Genomic DNA, 17,206 nt, shown 5'->3' with positions numbered 1-17,206 from the left:
TGCGGGGGCTGCGGCGTAGGACCTGGGAATAGCCGAATATTCTGGGCCGTTGAGGACAGCGTTCCGGCCCACGCGGTGCGGAAATCGCGGGGTTCGAACGAAAGGGATGCGACAGTGCTGGTGATCAGGGCCGATCTCGTGGACGCGATGGTGGCGCACGCTCGGGCCGATCATCCGGACGAGGCGTGCGGGATCATCGCCGGGCCGGAGGGCTCGGATCGCCCCGAGCGGTTCGTCGCGATGATCAACGCCGAGCGCTCGCCGACGTTCTACCGCTTCGACTCCGGCGAGCAGTTGCGGGTGTGGCGCGAGATGGACGACAGTGACGAGGAAGCGGTCGTGGTATATCACTCGCACACCGGGACCGAGGCGTACCCGAGCCGCACCGACATCTCCTACGCCTCCGAGCCGAACGCCCACTACGTGCTGATCTCCACGCGCGATTCGGAGCAGCACGAGCTGCGCAGCTACCGGATCCTCGAGGGCGAGGTCACCGAGGAACCAGTCCGGATCGTGCCCGCCTATGTCAGCGCGTGATCCCTCCCGACCAGGAAAGAATCAAGGAGTCCCCATGCCGGTAACCGTGTCCATCCCGACCATCATGCGTCCTCTCACCGGCGGTGAGAAGCGGGTGCACGCCACCGGCGCGACGCTCGCCGCGGTGATCGACGACCTCGAGTCCAACCACGCCGGCCTGCGCGATCGGCTGCTCAAGGACGGCAAGCTGAACCGGTACGTGAACATCTACGTCGACGACGAGGACGTGCGTTTCACCGGTGGCCTCGATGCCGAGGTGCCCGAGGGCGGCACCGTGACCATCCTGCCGGCGGTCGCCGGCGGCGCACGCTGAATTCCCGTGGCACGCTACGAATCGCTGATCGAGACCCTCGGCAACACGCCCCTGGTGGGTCTGCGCTCGCTGTCCCCGCAGTGGGAGGGCGATGACCATGTGCGGCTGTGGGCCAAACTCGAGGACCACAATCCCACCGGTTCCATCAAGGACCGGCCCGCCTTGAAGATGATCGAACAGGCCGAGGCGCAGGGTCTGCTGCGCCCAGGTTGCACGATTCTCGAGCCGACCAGCGGCAATACCGGTATCTCGCTGGCGATGGCGGCCAAGCTCAAAGGCTATCGCCTGGTGTGCGTGATGCCGGAGAACACCTCGGTGGAACGTCGTCAGCTGCTGACCATGTTCGGCGCGGAGATCATCGATTCACCGGCCGCGGGCGGCTCGAATCAGGCTGTGGCGCTGGCCAAGAAGATCGCCGCGGAGAATTCCGAATGGGTGATGCTGTACCAGTACGGCAATCCCGCCAATGCCCTGGCGCATTACGAGGGCACCGGGCCGGAGATTCTCGCCGATCTGCCGGAGATCACGCATTTCGTGGCCGGGCTGGGAACCACCGGAACATTGATGGGTACGGGACGTTATCTGCGCGAACAGGTTCGCGATATCGATATCGTCGCCGCCGAGCCGCGTTATGGCGAACTCGTCTACGGCCTGCGCAATCTCGATGAGGGATTCGTCCCGGAACTCTACGACGAATCCGTGCTCACCTCTCGTTTCTCGGTCGGGCCCTACGATGCCGTGCGCCGCACCCGCGAATTGGTGCTGCAGGAAGGGATTTTCGCGGGCATATCAACCGGCGCGATCCTGCACGCCGCACTCGGTGTGGCGGGTAAGGCGAGGAAAGCGGGTAAGCGCGCGGATATCGCTTTCGTCGTCGCGGACGGCGGGTGGAAATATCTGTCGACCGGTGCGTACGACGGCACTCTCGAAGAGGCCGAGGACAAACTGGAAGGCCAACTCTGGGCTTGAGGCCGAAAATCCAGCAGTACTCTCGTAGGGGTGAGGTCCGGTTTGCCGAACCGGCAGGACGCCGGAGGACCTTGCGAGGAGGTGAGGTCCGATGACCGCCGGGATGGGATCGTCGTTCGATCCGGATCGGATCGCGGGCCTGCGCGCGCAATTGGACAAGACGTCCGGGAGTGTGTCGCGCGCGGCGACCAAACAGTTGTGGGCGCGGGCGATCGCGCTCACGCTCGGGTTCGTCGCGCTGCTGTACGCCATCGAGGGGATCGACGTGATCGCGGGGCACGGTCTGGACCGGGCCGGGATCCGGCCGCGCAGCGCGGCGGGGCTCGAGGGGGTGGCGTTCGCGCCGCTGCTGCACGCGAACTGGGCACATCTGGTGGGCAATACGCTGCCGGTGATCGTGCTCGGACTGCTGACGTTGCTGACCGGTATCGGCCGCGGGTTGAGTGCGACCGCGATCATCTGGGTGGTCAGCGGTTTCGGCGCCTGGCTGATCAGCGCTTCCGGGACGGTCACGATCGGTGCGTCGGGTCTGGTGTTCGGGTGGCTGCTGTATCTGATCTCGCGAGGGTTGTTCGCGCGCAACGTCTGGCAGATCGTGCTGGGCGTGATCGTGGGACTGCTGTACGGCGGAATTTTGTGGGGCGCGCTGCCCGGGCAGGCCGGAATCTCATGGCAAGCACATCTTTTCGGCGCGTTGGGTGGACTGATATCCGGTTGGGTACTCTCCGGAGATGAACGTCGTCATCGTCGCGGGGGTAGTGTCGGCCGCCTCGCCTCGCCGTGACGACTGCGGAGCCCGGCCGACGAGTTGGGGGATCCCCTCTTGACCAGTAGTGCAGCGTGGCAGCATGGGGGAATGCGCCTTACCGTCATCGGGTGCTCGGGCAGTGTGTCCGGCCCGGATTCCCCAGCCTCCGGCTATTTGCTGACCGGCCCCGAGATGACTCCGACGGTGATCGATTTCGGTCCCGGTGTTCTGGGCGCATTGCAACGTCATCTGGATCCGGGTGAGGTCGATATCTTCCTCACGCATCTGCACGCTGACCACTGCCTGGATCTGCCGGGTCTGCTGGTGTGGCGGCGGTACCACCCGAATCCGCCGACCGGGCAGGCGATCGTGCGCGGTCCCTCGGATGCGCCACTGCGGATCGGCAACGCCTCGGCCGAGGTCGGCGGGGAATGCGACGACTGGTCCGATGTGATCGATATGCAGTACTGGAAAGAGGGCGAGTCGATCTCCTTCGGGCCTGGGCATACCGTCACCGCGCGCCGGATGTATCACCCGCCGGAGTCGTACGGTCTGCGGATCACCACCAAGGCCGGGCGCACCCTGGTCTACACCGGGGATACCGCGCTGTGCCCGGCGGTGTTCGAACTCGCGCAGGGTGCGGACGTCCTGCTGGCCGAGGCGTCCTGGACGCACGATCCGGGCAATCGTCCCGAGGGTATCCACCTGTCCGGCACCGAGGCCGGGATGATCGCCGCGCAGGCCGGGGTGGGTGAGCTGCTGCTGACCCATATTCCGCCGTGGACCTCGCGCGAGGACGTCATCGCCGAGGCCAAGGAACAGTTCACCGGTCCGGTGCACGCGGTATCGCCCGGTGAGGTCTTCGATATCTGACCACGCCGGAATTGGCTTCATGACGACTGCTGATTTCGTACATACATGGGTAACTCCCCGGGAACGCCCAAAACTCGAACACACTCCCAACCGCCGGCCCGAAGCGCAAATCTCCGGGCACCCAACGGCACGCTGAAGTCGCGGGGAGGCGGGGGAGTGGAGCGAGGCGCGGGGAGGCGGGTTAGTCTGCTGGCTGTGTCGAGACGAGCCGATGGCAGGGCGGACGATGAGCTCCGCGAGGTCCGCATCACCCGGGGATTCACCACTCATCCCGCCGGGTCGGTGCTGGTGGAGTTCGGACAGACGCGGGTGATGTGCACCGCGAGCGTCACCGACGGGGTTCCCCCGTGGCGTCGCGACTCCGGATTGGGTTGGCTCACAGCAGAATACGCGATGTTGCCCGCGGCAACGCACACCCGCAGCGGCCGTGAGTCGGTCAAGGGCAAGGTCGGCGGCCGGACCCAGGAGATCAGCCGGCTGGTCGGGCGCTCGCTGCGCGCCTGTATCGACCTGGCCGCGATCGGGGAGAACACCATCGCCATCGATTGCGACGTGCTGCAGGCCGACGGCGGCACCCGCACCGCCGCGATCACCGGCGCGTACGTCGCGCTGGCCGATGCGGTGACCTATCTGGCGGCGGTCGGGCGCCTGGCCGACCCGCAGCCGATCTCCTGCATGATCGCCGCGGTGAGCGTCGGCGTGGTCGATGGCCGGGTCCGCCTGGACCTGCCGTACGAGGAGGATTCGCGCGCCGAGGTCGATATGAACGTGGTCGCCACCGATACCGGCACCTTGGTCGAGATCCAGGGCACCGGCGAGGGTGCGACGTTCCCGCGCTCCACGCTGGACAAGCTGCTCGATTCCGCGCTGGCCGGATGCGAGCAGCTGTTCACCGTGCAGAAGGAGGCGCTGGCGCAGCCGTATCCGGGTGTGCTGCCCGAGCCGGAGAAGAAGAAGTAGTGGCGCGCCGGGTACTGGTCGCCAGCCGCAACGGCAAGAAGCTCGGCGAGCTGCGGCGGATTCTGGCCGAGGCCGGTGTCGAGGGGCTCGAGATCGTCGGACTCGACGAGGTGCCCCCGTACGAGGAGGCCCCCGAAACCGGCGCGACCTTCTCCGAGAATGCGCTGGCCAAGGCCCGCGACGGCGCGGCGGCCACCGGATTGGCTTGTGTCGCAGACGATTCCGGCATCGCGGTGGACGCGCTCAACGGTATGCCGGGCGTGCTGTCCGCGCGCTGGTGCGGCCGGCACGGCGACGACCCGGCCAATAACGACCTGCTGCTCGGTCAGCTCTCCGACGTTCCCGACGAGCGTCGCGGCGCCCGTTTCGTCTCCGCCTGCGCCTTGGTCGCCGACGGCCGCGAGGTCGTCATGCTCGGCGAATGGCCCGGTCATATCGCCCGCAAACCGTCCGGCGAGGGCGGCTTCGGCTACGACCCCCTGTTCGTCCCGGACGGCGGCACCGTCTCCGCCGCCGAACTCACCCCCGCCGAGAAAGACGCCGCCTCGCACCGCGGCCGCGCCCTGCGCGCCCTGCTCCCGGCCTTGGCCGCCCTCGCCGAGTAATTACGGATCTTCCGCGACCCGCGGCCATCTATGTACAATATTGTGTACATGGAGGTGAAGATGAAGATCATGACGATGTCGGAGTCCAGGGCGGCATATGCGGCCACGCTCGACGCGGTGATCAACGATCAGGAGGAGGTCGTGATCACTCGTCCGGGTGGAGAAAATGTCGTGATGATTCCGCAGCGTGAATATGAATCATTGCGTGAGACAGCGTATCTGCTGTCGAGTGCTGCCAATGCTCGTATTCTCACGCGCCGTATCGCAGAACTGCGCGATGGTGTCGGCGAGCGTCACGAGCTGCTCGAGGACGAGGCCGAATGAGGAAGGTCACCTTCCACCCCGAGGCGTGGGAGGAGTACCTGTACTGGCAGCGTGATGATCGTCAGATTCCCCGGCGCATCAACCAGTTGGTGGCGGACACGTGCCGCAACGGAAACGAGGGGATCGGAAAGCCCGAACCACTCCGAGGCGATCTCAGCGGATTCTGGTCCAGGCGAATAAACCAGGAGCATCGCCTGGTGTACACCATCACCGCAGACGACATGGTGATCGTCGCTTGCCGATTCCACTACGGCCGCTGATTCAGGTCAGAAGTTGTAGGTCTGTTTGACCTGCTTGGCGTTGGTGTGTTCGACGAAGAAAGACAGCAGGGGGATGGTGCCCGCGAGGAGGGTGCCGATGGTGCGGCCGACGGGCCAGCGGACCTTGACGGCAAGGTCAGCGGTGACGATCAGATAGACGAAGTAGACCCAGCCGTGGACCACCGCGATCCAGTTGGGGGTGTGCACGCCGAAGCCGTACTTGGCGATCATCTCGGCGCACAGCAACAGTAGCCAGGTACCGGTGGCCCAGGCCAGGACGCGGTAGCGCAGGAATGCCGGACGGACCTTCGCCGCGGATGCGCCGCGCGCGGGTGCGGCCGGGGCCTCCGGGGCCGGAGTCGCCGCGGGTGTGCTCGTTTCGGCGGTTTCGATGTTGTCGCTGGCGCTCAACCGGCGCTCCTCTCGGTCTCGCGGGCATCGAGCCCGGCCGCACGCATCTGCTCGTGCAGGTCCTGGGCGTGCAGATCGGCCAGGTACCTGTTGTATTCGGCGAGCACCGGATCCTGCACGGGCCGCACGGTCGGCCGCTCGGGCAGGATGCCAGCCGGAATCTCGCGCTGCACAGCGGGTTTCACGATCTCGGGCCGCTCGGACTCGGGAGTGTCGGCCTCGCGTTCGAGACGGACGAATCGCACGTAGGCGAACACCACGAATCCGGCGAACAGCGGCCACTGCAATGCGTAGCCGAGATTCTGCCCCGTCCCGGTCCCGGATTGGAATCGCCCCCACTGCCACCAGCCCAGTGCGAGGCAGGTCAGTGCCGCGACGATCACCAGAATGATCAGCGCGGGACGGCGGTGCGGAGCGGACACGGCTTCTACGGTACTCGTCTACTACACGTTCCGTAGGGGCAGGCCCGCTCCGGGCGGGCGATGACCCGTCACCCCGGAAGGACGGCCGCGACCGGGGTGACGGCCGGGCTCGTGCGGTGCCGGGACCATGATGCGGTCAGAACGTGTAGTGCACCCCGGTGAGCCGCTCGGACTCGTCCCACAGGCGGCGCTGCAGGTCTCGGTCCGCGGACAGCCTGCTCGACGGTGACGCCTGCACCGGCCCCTGGCTGCCGAACAACCGGGTCGGGCCCCAGTACTGGTTCGGGTCGGCATCGGGCATGGTCGCCGCGAACAGGCTCGAGTGCGCGGCGCGGGCAGGGGAGTGCCCGACCAGCGCGATCGCCGGCTTGGCCACCTTGTCGATGAGCGTTTCGGTCCGGGTGAACAGATCGGTCGCCGAAACCCCGGGATGCACCGCATAGGATCGTTTGGCCGATCCCGCCTCGCTCAGGCGTCGCTGCAATTCGCGGGCGAACATCAGATTCGACAGCTTGGACTGGGCGTAGGCGAGATTGCGCTGATAGCGGCGGTGCTCGTAGTTCAGGTCGTCGATCCAGAGCTTGGGCGTCTGGCGGTGCGCGATGCTGGCCAGGGTCACCACCCGGTCGCGGACCCGGTCCAGTAGCAGCCCGGTCAGCGCGAAATGACCGAGATGGTTGACGCCCCATTGGGTTTCGAATCCATCCTTGGTGCGTGAGAACGGTATGTTCATCAGCCCGGCGTTGTTGATCAGCACGTCGAATTCACCGGTGTGCTCGGCGAATTCGCGGACCGAGGACAGATCGGCCAGATCCAGCGCCGCGACTGTGACCTCGCCGTCGATCTCGTCGGCGACCCGCTGCGCGGTGACGGTGTTGCGGCAGGCCATGATCACGCTGGCCCCCTTACCGGCCAGTACGGCCGTGGTGTTCTTGCCGATGCCGCCGTTCGCGCCGGTGATGACGAATGTGCGGCCGGTCAGATCGGGAATTTCACTGGGTTTCCAGGCCATTGCGCGGACCTTTGCTGGTGTGGTCGTCCGGGCAGCGCCTTGCTGCCCGCCGGGGATATTACTTTGGAGTAAGGTTTGCGGAAAGGGGTCGCCCAGTAGCATGCTTCCCGCGCGTCGCGGCAGGTCACTGAGGGCCGATCGTACCGGCCGCGGTTCGTGTCCTGGCTTCCGAACCGCCGGTTCCGGCACATACTGTGCTGATGACCGGTGGCCCCCGCAGTCGTGGACGCCTCGGCTCCCGTGAGTCGTACCCGGGCCAATGTCGTCTTCATCACGGTCGTACTCGGCATGCTCATGGCCGCGCTCGATCAGACCATCGTCTCCACCGCCCTGCCGACGATCGTGGCCGATCTCGGCGGTCCGGGTCATATGGCGTGGGTGGTCACGTCCTACCTGCTCGCCGAGGCCGTGGCGACCGCGCTCGCCGGCAAATTCGGCGATCTGTTCGGCCGCAAACTCGTCTTCCAGCTCAGCGCGCTGATCTTCATCGTCGGCTCGATGATCGCCGGACTGTCCAACGGCATGCTGCTGCTGATCATCGCGCGGGCCATCCAGGGGATCGGCGGGGGCGGACTGATGGTGACCTCGATGGCGCTGATCGCCGACGTCATCCCGCTGCGCGAACGCGGCAAATATCAGGGAGCGCTGGGCGCGGTGTTCGGCGTCACGACCGTGGTCGGTCCGACGCTCGGCGGCCTGTTCACCGACCACGCGAGCTGGCGGTGGTGCTTCTACGTCAACGTCCCGCTGGCGATCATCATGATCATCATCGCGGCGCGGGTGATTCCCCGTGTGCGCACGGTGATCCGGCCGGTCATCGATTATGCGGGCATCGCCCTGGTCGCGATCGGCGTGAGCTGTCTGATCCTCGGCCTGGAATGGGGCGGCCAGCAGTATCCGTGGGGATCGACCACCATCATCGGGTTGCTCATCGCCGCCGCGATTCTGCTCACGGCGTTCGTCCTCGTGGAGCTGCGCGCGGCCGAGCCGATGCTGCCGATGCACCTTTTCCACAGCAACGTCTTCACCGTCTGCTCGACCCTGTCGTTCATCGTCGGCTTCGCGATGCTCGGCGCGATGACGTATCTGCCGTCCTATCTGCAATATGTGGACGGCGTGTCGGCGACGGCATCCGGGGTGCGGACGTTGCCGATGGTGGCGGGTCTGTTCACCACATCGATCATTTCCGGTCAGGTGGTCGGCCGGACGGGACGCTACAGGTACTTCCCGATCGCCGGGACCGCGGTCATGGCGCTGGGGCTGTATCTGATGTCCACGATGGGCCGCAGTACCGGGATCTGGCTCGAATCGCTGTACATGCTGGTGCTGGGAATGGGCATCGGCCTGGCAATGCAGGTGCTCACCATCGTCGTGCAGAACACCGTGCCCTATTCGGATCTGGGGACCGCCACCTCCGGGGTGACCTTTTTCCGCACTCTCGGAAGCACTTTCGGTACCGCGATCTTCGGCACGCTGTACAACAATCGGATCGGGGCCGAGTTGGCCGAGGCGCTGGCCCGCACGCCCGGAGTTTCCGCGGAGACCGCGCAGAGTCCGCAGCTGTTGCGCAAATTGCCCGAGGCGCAGGCGGCTCCGATCATCGATGCCTACGCCATCTCGATCGATTACGTATTCCGCTGGGTCGTGCCGGTGGCGGTCGTGGGGTTCCTGATCGCATGGCTGCTGAAAGAAGTTCCGTTGCGCGACAGTATGCGTGCGGAGGCTGCGGATGTCGGCGGTGGATTCTCGGTGCCGGATTCCGCCGATTCGGTGAAGCGCCTGGAGTACGCACTGGCGAGTCTGATGCGCAAGCTGCGCACCGACGAACTGCCCGATCCGATGATCCTGGCCGCCTCGGGCACCTCGCTGACCAGGGATCAGGCGTGGGCGATCGGGCAGGTGCAGATGTTGCGCAGAGCGCGGGGGGAAGCCACCTTGGATGCCATCGCCCGCGCGCACTGGCTGCCGCCCGAGGTTCTGGAACCCGTGTACGACAAGGCCGTTCGACTCGGGACGATCGAATTCGACGGCCCGCGAATGCAACTCACCGCGGCCGGACTCGCCGAGTCGAATCGCATCAAGGCCGCCTGGCGCAGTTGGGTGTGTGGCCGGATCGACGACTGGGACTGCGCGAATCCGGACGACCGGGCGTTGTTCGACAAGGCCCTGGACAATATCGCCGGCAAACTTCTCGACGAATCCGAGCGTCCGGAGTTGCTCACCGCGCGGGTCTGAACGGTTCCGGGTGGCGAGACCGCCCGCCTCCCGGAACCGCCCGTCGCACTGGGTGATTCAGGCCCGGACGAGTTCGGCTCGCTCGTTCACCGGTGCGTCCCAGTCGATGACGTAACTCTGCTCGCGGCGCATGGTCTCCTCGATCTTCATCGCCTTGGCCGCCAGCGGCATCAGCACCGGCATCATGCGACGCATCACCGGACCCATGGTCTTGCCGTGGTTGATCTTCGCGCCGCGCGCGGCGATCCGCTCCACCCGCGGGCGGCGGATCCGCTCGTAGGTCGCGAAAGCCGTTGCCGGATCATCGAAGTCGCGCAGGCACCGGGCCAGTTGCACCGCCGACTCGATGGCCTGCGAGGCGCCCTGTCCGGTGCTGTTCGACGGCGCGTGCACCGCGTCGCCGACCAGGACCATGCGGCCGCGATGCCAGGTCGGTACCGGCGGCATGATGTGCAGACCGCCGACGACGGCCAGGTCCTCCGGCGCGGTGTTGCGGGCGAACTCGCCGCCGGGAGTGTCCTCGCCGTAGGTCTCCCGCAGGATGCGCAACCACTGTTCGTTGGGGATCGCGCGGGCCTGGGACATGCTCAGGTATTCCGCGTGCGGCAGATTCGCACCCCAGCCGATCCTGCCGTCGGGCATAGCGTTGTACAGGTAATAGGCGTTCTTGCCGAAGGTGAAGTACATGGTGTCCGGTGCGACGTCCACCGAGCATTCGACGTATGCGCCGAAGCCCAGCATGCCGGTGTAGTTCGCCCTGGGCGCATTCGGATCGATGAGCGTGCGGACCTGCGATTTGATGCCGTCCGCGCCGATCAGGATGTCGGCGGTGGCGGTGGTGCCGTCGGCGAAGCGCGCGGTGACGCCGTCGGCGTGCTCGTCGACGGAGACCAGACGTTTGTCGTAGCTGAAATCCACCCCGGCGGCGACGGCGTGATCGTGCAGTACTCCATGCAGATCGCTGCGTTCGACGAGTTGCAGCGGCTCGACGCCCTCCAGGCTGGGCATCTCGATGTTCTTGTTGCCCACCGACATCACCTGATGCCGGATCGGCAGGGCGACCTTGCGCAGCGCGTCGCCCGCGCCGATGACGTCCAGTGCGGCCAGGCCGTTGGCGGCGAAGCCGAGGGTGCTGCCGATGTTGTAGGCCGGTCCCGGATACGCCTCGAAGACGCGGCCCTCGATCCCAGCCATGCGCAGTGCTGTGGCGGTGACCGGTCCGGCGACACCGCCGCCGATGATCAATGCGGAACGAATTGCGGACATGAGTGTTCTCCCTGTGGATGGGTGTGAATGCCCGATCCGATTCGCGCGAGGAGAGCCCAGTTATCCTGTAGTTGCCACACTTGGGCCGGGTTCGCCTGCGCGAATGCGGTTCGAGACGGTAAGGGAATCGGGCTCGGAAAGGTGTTGCCGCACCTGACCGGGCTCGTTTTCTGTTATTCCTGGCTGCTTTCGGTGGACTGCGTGAATTCCCCCCTCTCCACCATGCCGGCGACCTCCCGCGGGTCGATGTTCTCGGCGTGCATGTGGCGCCACCAGTCGACGTCCGGGAAGGTGCCGCCGGCGATCTCCGCGCGGAGCGCGTCCACCCAGGCGACCTCGGCCTCGAGCATCGCGATGGTGAACTCGCTCTCGATCAGGAACAGCCGCGGGACCGTGCCCCGGACCTCGTCGCTCGCGGCGCGGTCCTCGGCGATCTGCCGCCCGAGGCGTTCGCTGCGCTGCTCGAGCAGGGTGATCACCTCGTCCGGGGGAATGATCGCGGCGACGGACAGGCCGGAGACGAACGGGTGATGTACGGGCGCCGGAGTGCTGAGCAGTTCTCGTGTCCAGTCCTCGGTCTCCGCGCGACCGGCCGGGGTGAGCGCGTAGATGGTGCGCTCGGGGCGGGCTCCGTCGCGCTCGCTGCCGACGATCTCCAGGAAGCCGTGTTTCTCGAGGTTCTGCACGACGGTGTAGAGCGAGCCCCATTTGATGTCCATATCGCGTTCCTTACCGCGATTGCGCATCTTGGCCGCGATCTCGTACCGGTGCATGGGGCCCTCGACCAGCGTGGCCAGCACGGCCAGCGCCAGCAGGTTACCGACCTTTCGCCGTTTCATCCGGACTCCCTTCGAATTGCTCGTCTACGAATATACGTCTACGAGTATTCGTTTGCAAGTAATGACTCCGCCCGCCGAAACATCGCGTCCCGGGCCGTGCGCCCGGTCAGCCGTGGGCGCTCGCGGCTGCCTCGTCGCCCGGTTCATCCGGGTCCGGGCGCGATTGTCGAACGTGCCGGGTCAGGCCCGGGCCGGCCAGCGACATCAGGCGGTGATAGGCCGCATCGGCAGGAGTCGGATGTGCCGGATCGGTCACCGAATCGATGAGCCCGAGCAGGCCCCAGGACAGGAAGGTGACAATGTCGGCGAGTTCATCGTCCGGCAGGTCGAGACGCGACGTCAGGTGCGTGGTCAGGGTTTTCGCCACCATCTGCTGGGTGGCCCGGATCAGTACCGCGGGGCTTCTGGGTCCGATCAGCGCCCGGTACAGCTCCGGATGATCGGCCGCCAAGCGCAACATGGTGTGCGCCGGCGCGAGCGGCGAGCCGGTCGCGGGCGTGGCGCCGGCGACCGCTCTGCGTAGATACTCGGTGCTGCTCACCACGAGCAGATCGTCCTTGTCGCGAAAGTGTGCGTAGAAGGTGGACCGGCCCACATCCGCGCGGTCGATGATGTCCTGCACCGTGACTCGCGCATAGCCGCGCTCGAGCATGAGCTCGATCAGGGCCCGGTGCAGCAGCTCGCGGGTGCGACGAATGCGGCGGTCCATCAGTGCCTCCTGGAGCCGGACAATCTCCGTGGATGTGTCCGGAATCGAACGGATCGGCGTATTTCGGTTCTGGTACGAGACCGTCCCGGCTTCGATCCTGAACTCATGTCCCGAAACGTACAACTGCTTCCCGTGACCGTTCCCGACGATGCCGGACTGCTGATCACCAGCCCGCGCCGCTACAACCTGCTCACCTTGCTGATCTTCGGCCGCCGACGTTCGCGGCTGCTGGCCGAACTCGCGCTCTCGAGCGGTGCGGGCCCCGGTGATCGTGTGCTCGATATCGGCTGTGGCCCAGGTAAACTCGCGCAGGTGCTGGGAGCCGCGGTGGGCCCCGGAGGGGCCGTCCTCGGCGTCGATCCGTCCGCGGCGATGGTCGACTACGCCCGCGCGCACACCCGAGAGCCGAACTGCCGTTTCGATATCGCCACAGCACAGTCCCTTCCGGCGGGCGATGCCGAATTCGACATTGTCACCTGCACCTTCGTCATGCACCACATCGCACCGCACGGGCGGGAGGAGGCGCTCGCGCAGATGTGGCGGGTGTTGCGCCCCGGTGGGCTGCTCCTGCTCGCCGACGCCGATGTCCAGCACAGTGGGGTGATGCGCGTTCTCGCGGCGCTGGTGGGGCGCCGTAAGCGGCACGGGCATACTCGCCCGGATGCACACGGCCACGGGGCACAGCCTGATCCGGCGTCCGTGGTCGATGTCCGCCGGTACTCGGATCTATTGCGCGCGGTGGGATTCGAGGCCCCCGATTTCACGGCGAGCCGGTATTCGACCGGAATTCTGACCGCCCGTAAGCCGGTGCCGACGCCCGCGGGAGGCGGTGCGGTGCAGGCGGGGGCCGCTCAATAGACTCCGAGCCCGACGGCGCCGGTGTGACCGGCCGGGCGCGGTGGGTTCGAGTGGACGAGGTGGGCGGTGGAACACGGTGCGGAGGGCGGCCTGGACCTGATTCAACTGCGTACCTTTCTGGCGGTCTACCGGGCGGGTTCGGTGACGGCGGCGGCGCGGTTGGTCGGGCTGTCCCAGCCCACCGTGACCACGCAGTTGCGTCTGCTCGAAAAGTGTTTGGGAAGACAGCTTTTCGAACGCCTGCCGCGCGGTGTCGCGCCCACGGCGGCGGCCGAGGAACTGGCCGCGCGCCTGGCCGGGCCGATGGATGCGCTCGAGGCGATCGCCGGGGGCGTCGCGCAACCGCCGGTCGCGCAACCGCCGGTGCGATTGGCCGGTCCCGCGGAGATGCTGGCCGCGCTGGTGCTGCCCGCGCTGGCGCCGTTGGTGGCCCGGAACGTGCGGCTCACCGTGACCACCGGCCTGGCCGAGGACTTGCTGGCCGGGCTGCGCACCGGACAGTACGACCTGGTGGTTTCGGTGATCCGCCCGCGCGGGCGCACGGTCCACGCCGAGGTCCTGACGGACGAGGAATTCGTCCTGGTCGCCGCGCCCACCGTGGCCGCGGGTATCGATACGCTGCGGCTTCGGTCGGCGGGACCCGCCGCCCTGGCGGCCGTCCCGCTGCTGAGCTACGCCGCGGATCTGCCGATCCTGCGCCGCTACTGGCGGCACGTTTTCCATACCCGGCTCGATGCCGAACCGGCCGTGGTCGCCGCGGATCTGCGCGCCCTGACCGCCCTGGTCGCCGCGGGTGCGGGAATCAGCGTCCTGCCACGTTATCTGGTTGCCGCACAATTGGTTTCGGGCGAACTGGTAGCGCTGCTCGACCCCGAGGACCCGCCGATCAACACCGCATTCCTGGCCCGCCGCATCGGTGCGCCCCCACTCCCCGACGTCGATGCCGTACGCCGAGCCCTGCTTGCAGCGGGTCGCGGTTGGTGAGCGGAATCGCCCGGCGCTCCCGGGATCATCGGGCGTGGCGGGCGGCCGGTTCCGGCGAGCGCCTGTCCTCCGCCGGGCGGTGTCGGCGGCGTCTGTGCGGTGTGAACGGGTCGTTTCCGGTGCGGTGGCGCGTCGGTCGGGCGGTGGATCGTGGTCGATTCGGCGTTCCTGCGCCGGGGTGGGGGTGTCGGGCGGCGTTTGTCAGGTGTGAACGGGTTGGTCTCCGGTGCGGTGGCGCAGGATTCGAGCGGTCGATCGTGGTCGATTCGGCGTTCCTGGCCCGGGTGGGGTGTATCGGGCGGTGTCGGCGAGTCGTGAACGGGTCAGTCTTCGATGCGGTGGCGCAGGATTCGGGCGGTCGCCTCGTCGGCGGGGAGGAATGCCTCGAGGTGGAGTTCGGACAGGGTGATGTCGGTGGCGGTGGCGAACGAGGTGAGGGTGGTGATCAGTCGCAGCTCACCGGCATCGCTGTGCAGGCGGAGGGGGACGGCGAATCCGAGGTAGTCCGGTCCCGGGTCGGTGGGTGGGAGGTAGCTCTCCAACTCGGCGGCGAGCGCCTCCAGTTCGGGGTCGGGGCTGGCGCGGACGCGGTTGCGCAGTGATTCGGTGACGTGACGGCCCCATTCGGGCAGGTTGAGTACGCGCGGCGCGAGCCCGTCGGGATGCAGGGCCAGTCGCCGCACGTTGACCGGCGCGCGCAACAGTTCGGGGGAGCAACCCTCGAAGAACAACTCGAATGCGGCATTGGACTCGACCAGGATCCCGTGGCGATCCACGATCAACGCCGGATAGGGCATGTGGCCGTCCAGGATCTGCCGCAACGCCGTGCGTATCGGCTCCAATTCCGTTGTCTCCATACCAGATTCGCCGAACATCGGAGCGTACCCGGCCGCGGCGAGCAGACCGTTGCGCTCGCGCAGCGACAGGCTCAGCGATTCGGCCAGCCGCACCACCATCGCCCGTCCGGGCTGGGAGCGGCCCTGTTCGAGAAAGCTCAGGTGGCGCTGGGTGGTGTCGGCGCGGATCGCGAGATCGAGCTGACTCCACCGCCGCAGCCGACGCCATCGGCGCAGCTCACGACCGAAGGCGGGCGCGGCCAGAACTGTGGTCATGCTCCTCATGATCGGCCTCGCGCCGCGGCGCTGCCATTCCCTCGAGGGAATCGCGCGCAGTCGTTTGGCGCGAAAGACTCTGCCGCACGAGCGACCGGGCCCCGCTCGGACAGACGAACATCGGGCTCGACGCCGAGAAAGGACATATCGTGAGCAGCAAACTCACCGATATCGAACTGAAGCAGCTTGCCGACCGGTACCTCGCGCAGTGGAACGAGCCCGATCCGCGCACGCGTCGACAGCTGATCCGCGAGTTGTGGGCGGCCGACGGTGTGCAGGTCCTGGTGAACCCACCGGAGCAGATTCGTGATAGCGCGGCGAACCTCGCCATAGCCGCCCCGCCCCTGGAAGTTCGCGGTTACGACGCGATGGACCAGCGGGTTTCGCGTGCGTACGAGATGTTCGTCGAGCCGGGGCAGTGCGTTTTCGAGCTGGCGGGCGAGGCCGCGATGCAGGCCGGTGCCGCGGTGACGCTGACCTGGGTATGGCGCTCGCGCACCGACGGCAGCGTGGCGGGTTCGGGATTCGATGTGCTGACGGTGGACGAGGCGGGCCGTATCCGCACCGACCACCAATTCGTGGGGTAGTGCACCGCCGTGGCGGTCGGGCGATCGCGGAGACACGCGGGAATCCGGCCGTCCACCGCTGGGTACGCGCGAGCTACGCCGTGCGGCCGGGGCGGTCGCTAGGGTGGTCTGTGTGAAGATCTTCCTGGCAGGTGCGAGCGGTGTGCTCGGTAGCCGATTGACTCCATTGTTGATTGCGGCCGGATGCCAGGTGGCGGGGATGACCCGGTCACCGGAGAAGGTCGAGATGCTCGCCGGATTCGGCGCCGAGCCGGTGCTGTGCGACGTCTTCGACGCCGCGGCGCTCGAGCGGGCGGTGCGGTCGTACGCACCCGATCTGGTGATGCACCAGCTCACCGACCTGCCCGACCGTACCGAGGATCTGGCCGCCGGGCGCGCCGCCAACGCGCGGATTCGCAAGGAGGGCACCGCCAATCTGATCGCGGCTGCGCAGGCCGCTGGCGCGAAACGCTTTGTGGCGCAGAGTGTTGCATGGGAAATGTCCGGAGAAGGCCAGGCCGCCAAGGAATTCCTGGAGTCCTCGGTGCTCGGGATCGGCGGCGTGGTGCTGCGCTACGGCCAATTCTATGGTCCCGGAACGTATTACCCGGATCCCGCCGAGCTCCCGGACTCGCCGCGAATCCACATCGATGAGGCCGCCGGCCGCACGGTTCTGGCGCTCGATCTCGGCACCGGGATCTATGCGCTGACCGACGACGGGACCTCGGATTTCACACCGGTGGATTGAGGAAGACATGGTGAACGCCGACCTGCAGCACCGCTGGGTGACCGCCTTCCAGCGAAATATCGGCAATCCGATTCTGCGCCGCCTGCCGATTCAGACCGTCCTCGAGACCACCGGTCGCGTCAGTGGGCAGGCCCGGCAGACGCCGATCGGCGGGGCCCGGCGCGGCGATTCGTTCTGGTTCGTTTCCGAATTCGGTCAGCGGTCCCAGTACATCCGCAATATCCAGGCCGACAACCGGGTGCGGCTGCGGCTGCGCGGACGCTGGTACACCGGGACCGCGCACCCGCTGCCCGAGGACGACGCCAAGGCCCGCATGCGCGAGCTGCCCAGGTACAACAGCGCCGTCGTCGGGGCAGTCGGTACCGATCTGCTGACCGTCCGCGTGGATCTGGACGTCGGCCGCACGTAGGTCTCAATCCGAACTAGATACGGATCAGACCGTCCCCTGTGCCGCG

General features: G+C 67.0%; 22 protein-coding genes. 15 read left to right on the top strand and 7 right to left on the bottom strand.

The genetic code is table 11. From position 1 onward, the window contains the following. Positions 1-114 precede the first annotated feature (114 nt). The 9 genes from NV1_RS33105 (at position 115) to NV1_RS33065 (ending at position 5,589) form a co-directional block, all read left to right on the top strand. A complete protein-coding gene (locus NV1_RS33105) occupies positions 115-537 on the top strand; it encodes a M67 family metallopeptidase (protein WP_067900585.1) in 423 nt (140 codons plus the stop codon). Positions 538-571: 34 nt separating this feature from the next. After that, complete coding sequence (locus tag NV1_RS33100) at positions 572-850, top strand: MoaD/ThiS family protein (RefSeq protein WP_067900584.1); 279 nt, start codon at positions 572-574, stop codon at positions 848-850. Positions 851-856: 6 nt separating this feature from the next. After that, positions 857-1,819: a PLP-dependent cysteine synthase family protein gene (locus NV1_RS33095; RefSeq protein WP_067900581.1), complete on the top strand. Its 963-nt coding sequence runs from the start codon at positions 857-859 to the stop codon at positions 1,817-1,819. 91 nt (positions 1,820-1,910) lie between these two features. After that, positions 1,911-2,603 carry a rhomboid family intramembrane serine protease gene (locus NV1_RS33090; RefSeq protein ID WP_084526126.1) on the top strand — a complete coding sequence of 231 codons (693 nt, stop codon included), beginning with the start codon at positions 1,911-1,913 and terminating at the stop codon, positions 2,601-2,603. Between the two features lie 72 nt (positions 2,604-2,675). After that, positions 2,676-3,440 carry a cyclic nucleotide-degrading phosphodiesterase gene (locus NV1_RS33085; RefSeq protein WP_067900576.1) on the top strand — a complete coding sequence of 255 codons (765 nt, stop codon included), beginning with the start codon at positions 2,676-2,678 and terminating at the stop codon, positions 3,438-3,440. 195 nt (positions 3,441-3,635) lie between these two features. Beyond that, entirely contained in the window at positions 3,636-4,400 is a 765-nt protein-coding gene (gene rph, locus NV1_RS33080) for a ribonuclease PH (protein WP_067900575.1), read from the top strand. Then, positions 4,400-5,005: a non-canonical purine NTP pyrophosphatase gene (locus NV1_RS33075; RefSeq protein WP_067900573.1), complete on the top strand. Its 606-nt coding sequence runs from the start codon at positions 4,400-4,402 to the stop codon at positions 5,003-5,005. Before rph ends, NV1_RS33075 begins: the two co-directional genes overlap by 1 nt. Before the next feature lie 60 nt (positions 5,006-5,065). After that, positions 5,066-5,329, top strand: coding sequence for a type II toxin-antitoxin system Phd/YefM family antitoxin (locus NV1_RS33070; RefSeq protein WP_067900677.1), 264 nt, complete (start codon positions 5,066-5,068; stop codon positions 5,327-5,329). Next, complete coding sequence (locus NV1_RS33065) at positions 5,326-5,589, top strand: Txe/YoeB family addiction module toxin (RefSeq protein ID WP_067900570.1); 264 nt, start codon at positions 5,326-5,328, stop codon at positions 5,587-5,589. Before NV1_RS33070 ends, NV1_RS33065 begins: the two co-directional genes overlap by 4 nt. 6 nt (positions 5,590-5,595) lie before the next feature. Here the strand turns inward: NV1_RS33065 and NV1_RS33060 are convergent, their stop codons facing one another. The 3 genes from NV1_RS33060 to NV1_RS33050 form a co-directional block, all read right to left on the bottom strand. Beyond that, positions 5,596-6,000, bottom strand: coding sequence for a DUF3817 domain-containing protein (locus NV1_RS33060; protein WP_067900568.1), 405 nt, complete (start codon positions 5,998-6,000; stop codon positions 5,596-5,598). Further along, positions 5,997-6,422 carry a transcriptional regulator gene (locus NV1_RS33055; RefSeq protein ID WP_067900565.1) on the bottom strand — a complete coding sequence of 142 codons (426 nt, stop codon included), beginning with the start codon at positions 6,420-6,422 and terminating at the stop codon, positions 5,997-5,999. The genes NV1_RS33060 and NV1_RS33055 overlap by 4 nt, the downstream gene beginning before the upstream one ends. 136 nt (positions 6,423-6,558) lie before the next feature. After that, positions 6,559-7,434: an oxidoreductase gene (locus NV1_RS33050; protein ID WP_067900562.1), complete on the bottom strand. Its 876-nt coding sequence runs from the start codon at positions 7,432-7,434 to the stop codon at positions 6,559-6,561. 207 nt (positions 7,435-7,641) lie between these two features. On the opposite strand from NV1_RS33050, the gene NV1_RS33045 reads away from it, so the two are divergent. Further along, positions 7,642-9,669 (top strand): MDR family MFS transporter, encoded by a 2,028-nt coding sequence (locus tag NV1_RS33045; protein ID WP_067900559.1) that lies wholly within the window; start codon positions 7,642-7,644, stop codon positions 9,667-9,669. Positions 9,670-9,726: 57 nt separating this feature from the next. Here the strand turns inward: NV1_RS33045 and NV1_RS33040 are convergent, their stop codons facing one another. The 3 genes from NV1_RS33040 to NV1_RS33030 all read right to left on the bottom strand — a co-directional run bounded on the left by NV1_RS33040 (position 9,727) and on the right by NV1_RS33030 (position 12,483). After that, positions 9,727-10,935, bottom strand: coding sequence for an FAD-dependent monooxygenase (locus tag NV1_RS33040; RefSeq protein ID WP_067900556.1), 1,209 nt, complete (start codon positions 10,933-10,935; stop codon positions 9,727-9,729). 173 nt (positions 10,936-11,108) lie between these two features. Further along, positions 11,109-11,774, bottom strand: coding sequence for a PadR family transcriptional regulator (locus NV1_RS33035; protein ID WP_067900554.1), 666 nt, complete (start codon positions 11,772-11,774; stop codon positions 11,109-11,111). A 106-nt stretch (positions 11,775-11,880) separates the two neighbouring features. Then, a complete protein-coding gene (locus NV1_RS33030; RefSeq protein ID WP_067900674.1) occupies positions 11,881-12,483 on the bottom strand; it encodes a TetR/AcrR family transcriptional regulator in 603 nt (200 codons plus the stop codon). Between the two features lie 105 nt (positions 12,484-12,588). Here NV1_RS33030 and NV1_RS33025 point away from each other — a divergent pair, with 105 nt between their 5' ends. Together NV1_RS33025 and NV1_RS33020 are read left to right on the top strand one after the other, a co-directional pair. Beyond that, a complete protein-coding gene (locus tag NV1_RS33025) occupies positions 12,589-13,341 on the top strand; it encodes a methyltransferase domain-containing protein (protein ID WP_245714052.1) in 753 nt (250 codons plus the stop codon). A 66-nt stretch (positions 13,342-13,407) separates the two neighbouring features. Continuing rightward, positions 13,408-14,325 (top strand): LysR family transcriptional regulator, encoded by a 918-nt coding sequence (locus tag NV1_RS33020; protein WP_067900549.1) that lies wholly within the window; start codon positions 13,408-13,410, stop codon positions 14,323-14,325. Positions 14,326-14,648: 323 nt separating this feature from the next. Here the strand turns inward: NV1_RS33020 and NV1_RS33015 are convergent, their stop codons facing one another. Next, on the bottom strand, positions 14,649-15,437 hold the full coding sequence (locus NV1_RS33015) for an MmyB family transcriptional regulator (RefSeq protein WP_067900546.1): 789 nt from the start codon (positions 15,435-15,437) through the stop codon (positions 14,649-14,651). Positions 15,438-15,586: 149 nt separating this feature from the next. On the opposite strand from NV1_RS33015, the gene NV1_RS33010 reads away from it, so the two are divergent. The 3 genes from NV1_RS33010 to NV1_RS33000 all read left to right on the top strand — a co-directional run bounded on the left by NV1_RS33010 (position 15,587) and on the right by NV1_RS33000 (position 17,160). After that, on the top strand, positions 15,587-16,024 hold the full coding sequence (locus NV1_RS33010) for a hypothetical protein (protein WP_067900543.1): 438 nt from the start codon (positions 15,587-15,589) through the stop codon (positions 16,022-16,024). Between the two features lie 112 nt (positions 16,025-16,136). Then, the gene (locus NV1_RS33005) at positions 16,137-16,751 is read left to right on the top strand and encodes an NAD-dependent epimerase/dehydratase family protein (RefSeq protein ID WP_067900540.1); all 615 of its coding nucleotides are present in this window, start codon (positions 16,137-16,139) and stop codon (positions 16,749-16,751) included. Positions 16,752-16,758: 7 nt separating this feature from the next. Next, the gene (locus NV1_RS33000; protein ID WP_067900537.1) at positions 16,759-17,160 is read left to right on the top strand and encodes a nitroreductase/quinone reductase family protein; all 402 of its coding nucleotides are present in this window, start codon (positions 16,759-16,761) and stop codon (positions 17,158-17,160) included. Positions 17,161-17,206 lie beyond the last annotated feature (46 nt).

It is taken from the genome of Nocardia vaccinii NBRC 15922 (genome assembly GCF_001613305.1).
Lineage (GTDB): Bacteria > Actinomycetota > Actinomycetes > Mycobacteriales > Mycobacteriaceae > Nocardia > Nocardia vaccinii.
Note: the sequence above shows the minus strand (reverse complement) of the source record. Positions and strands in the feature narration are given on the sequence as shown.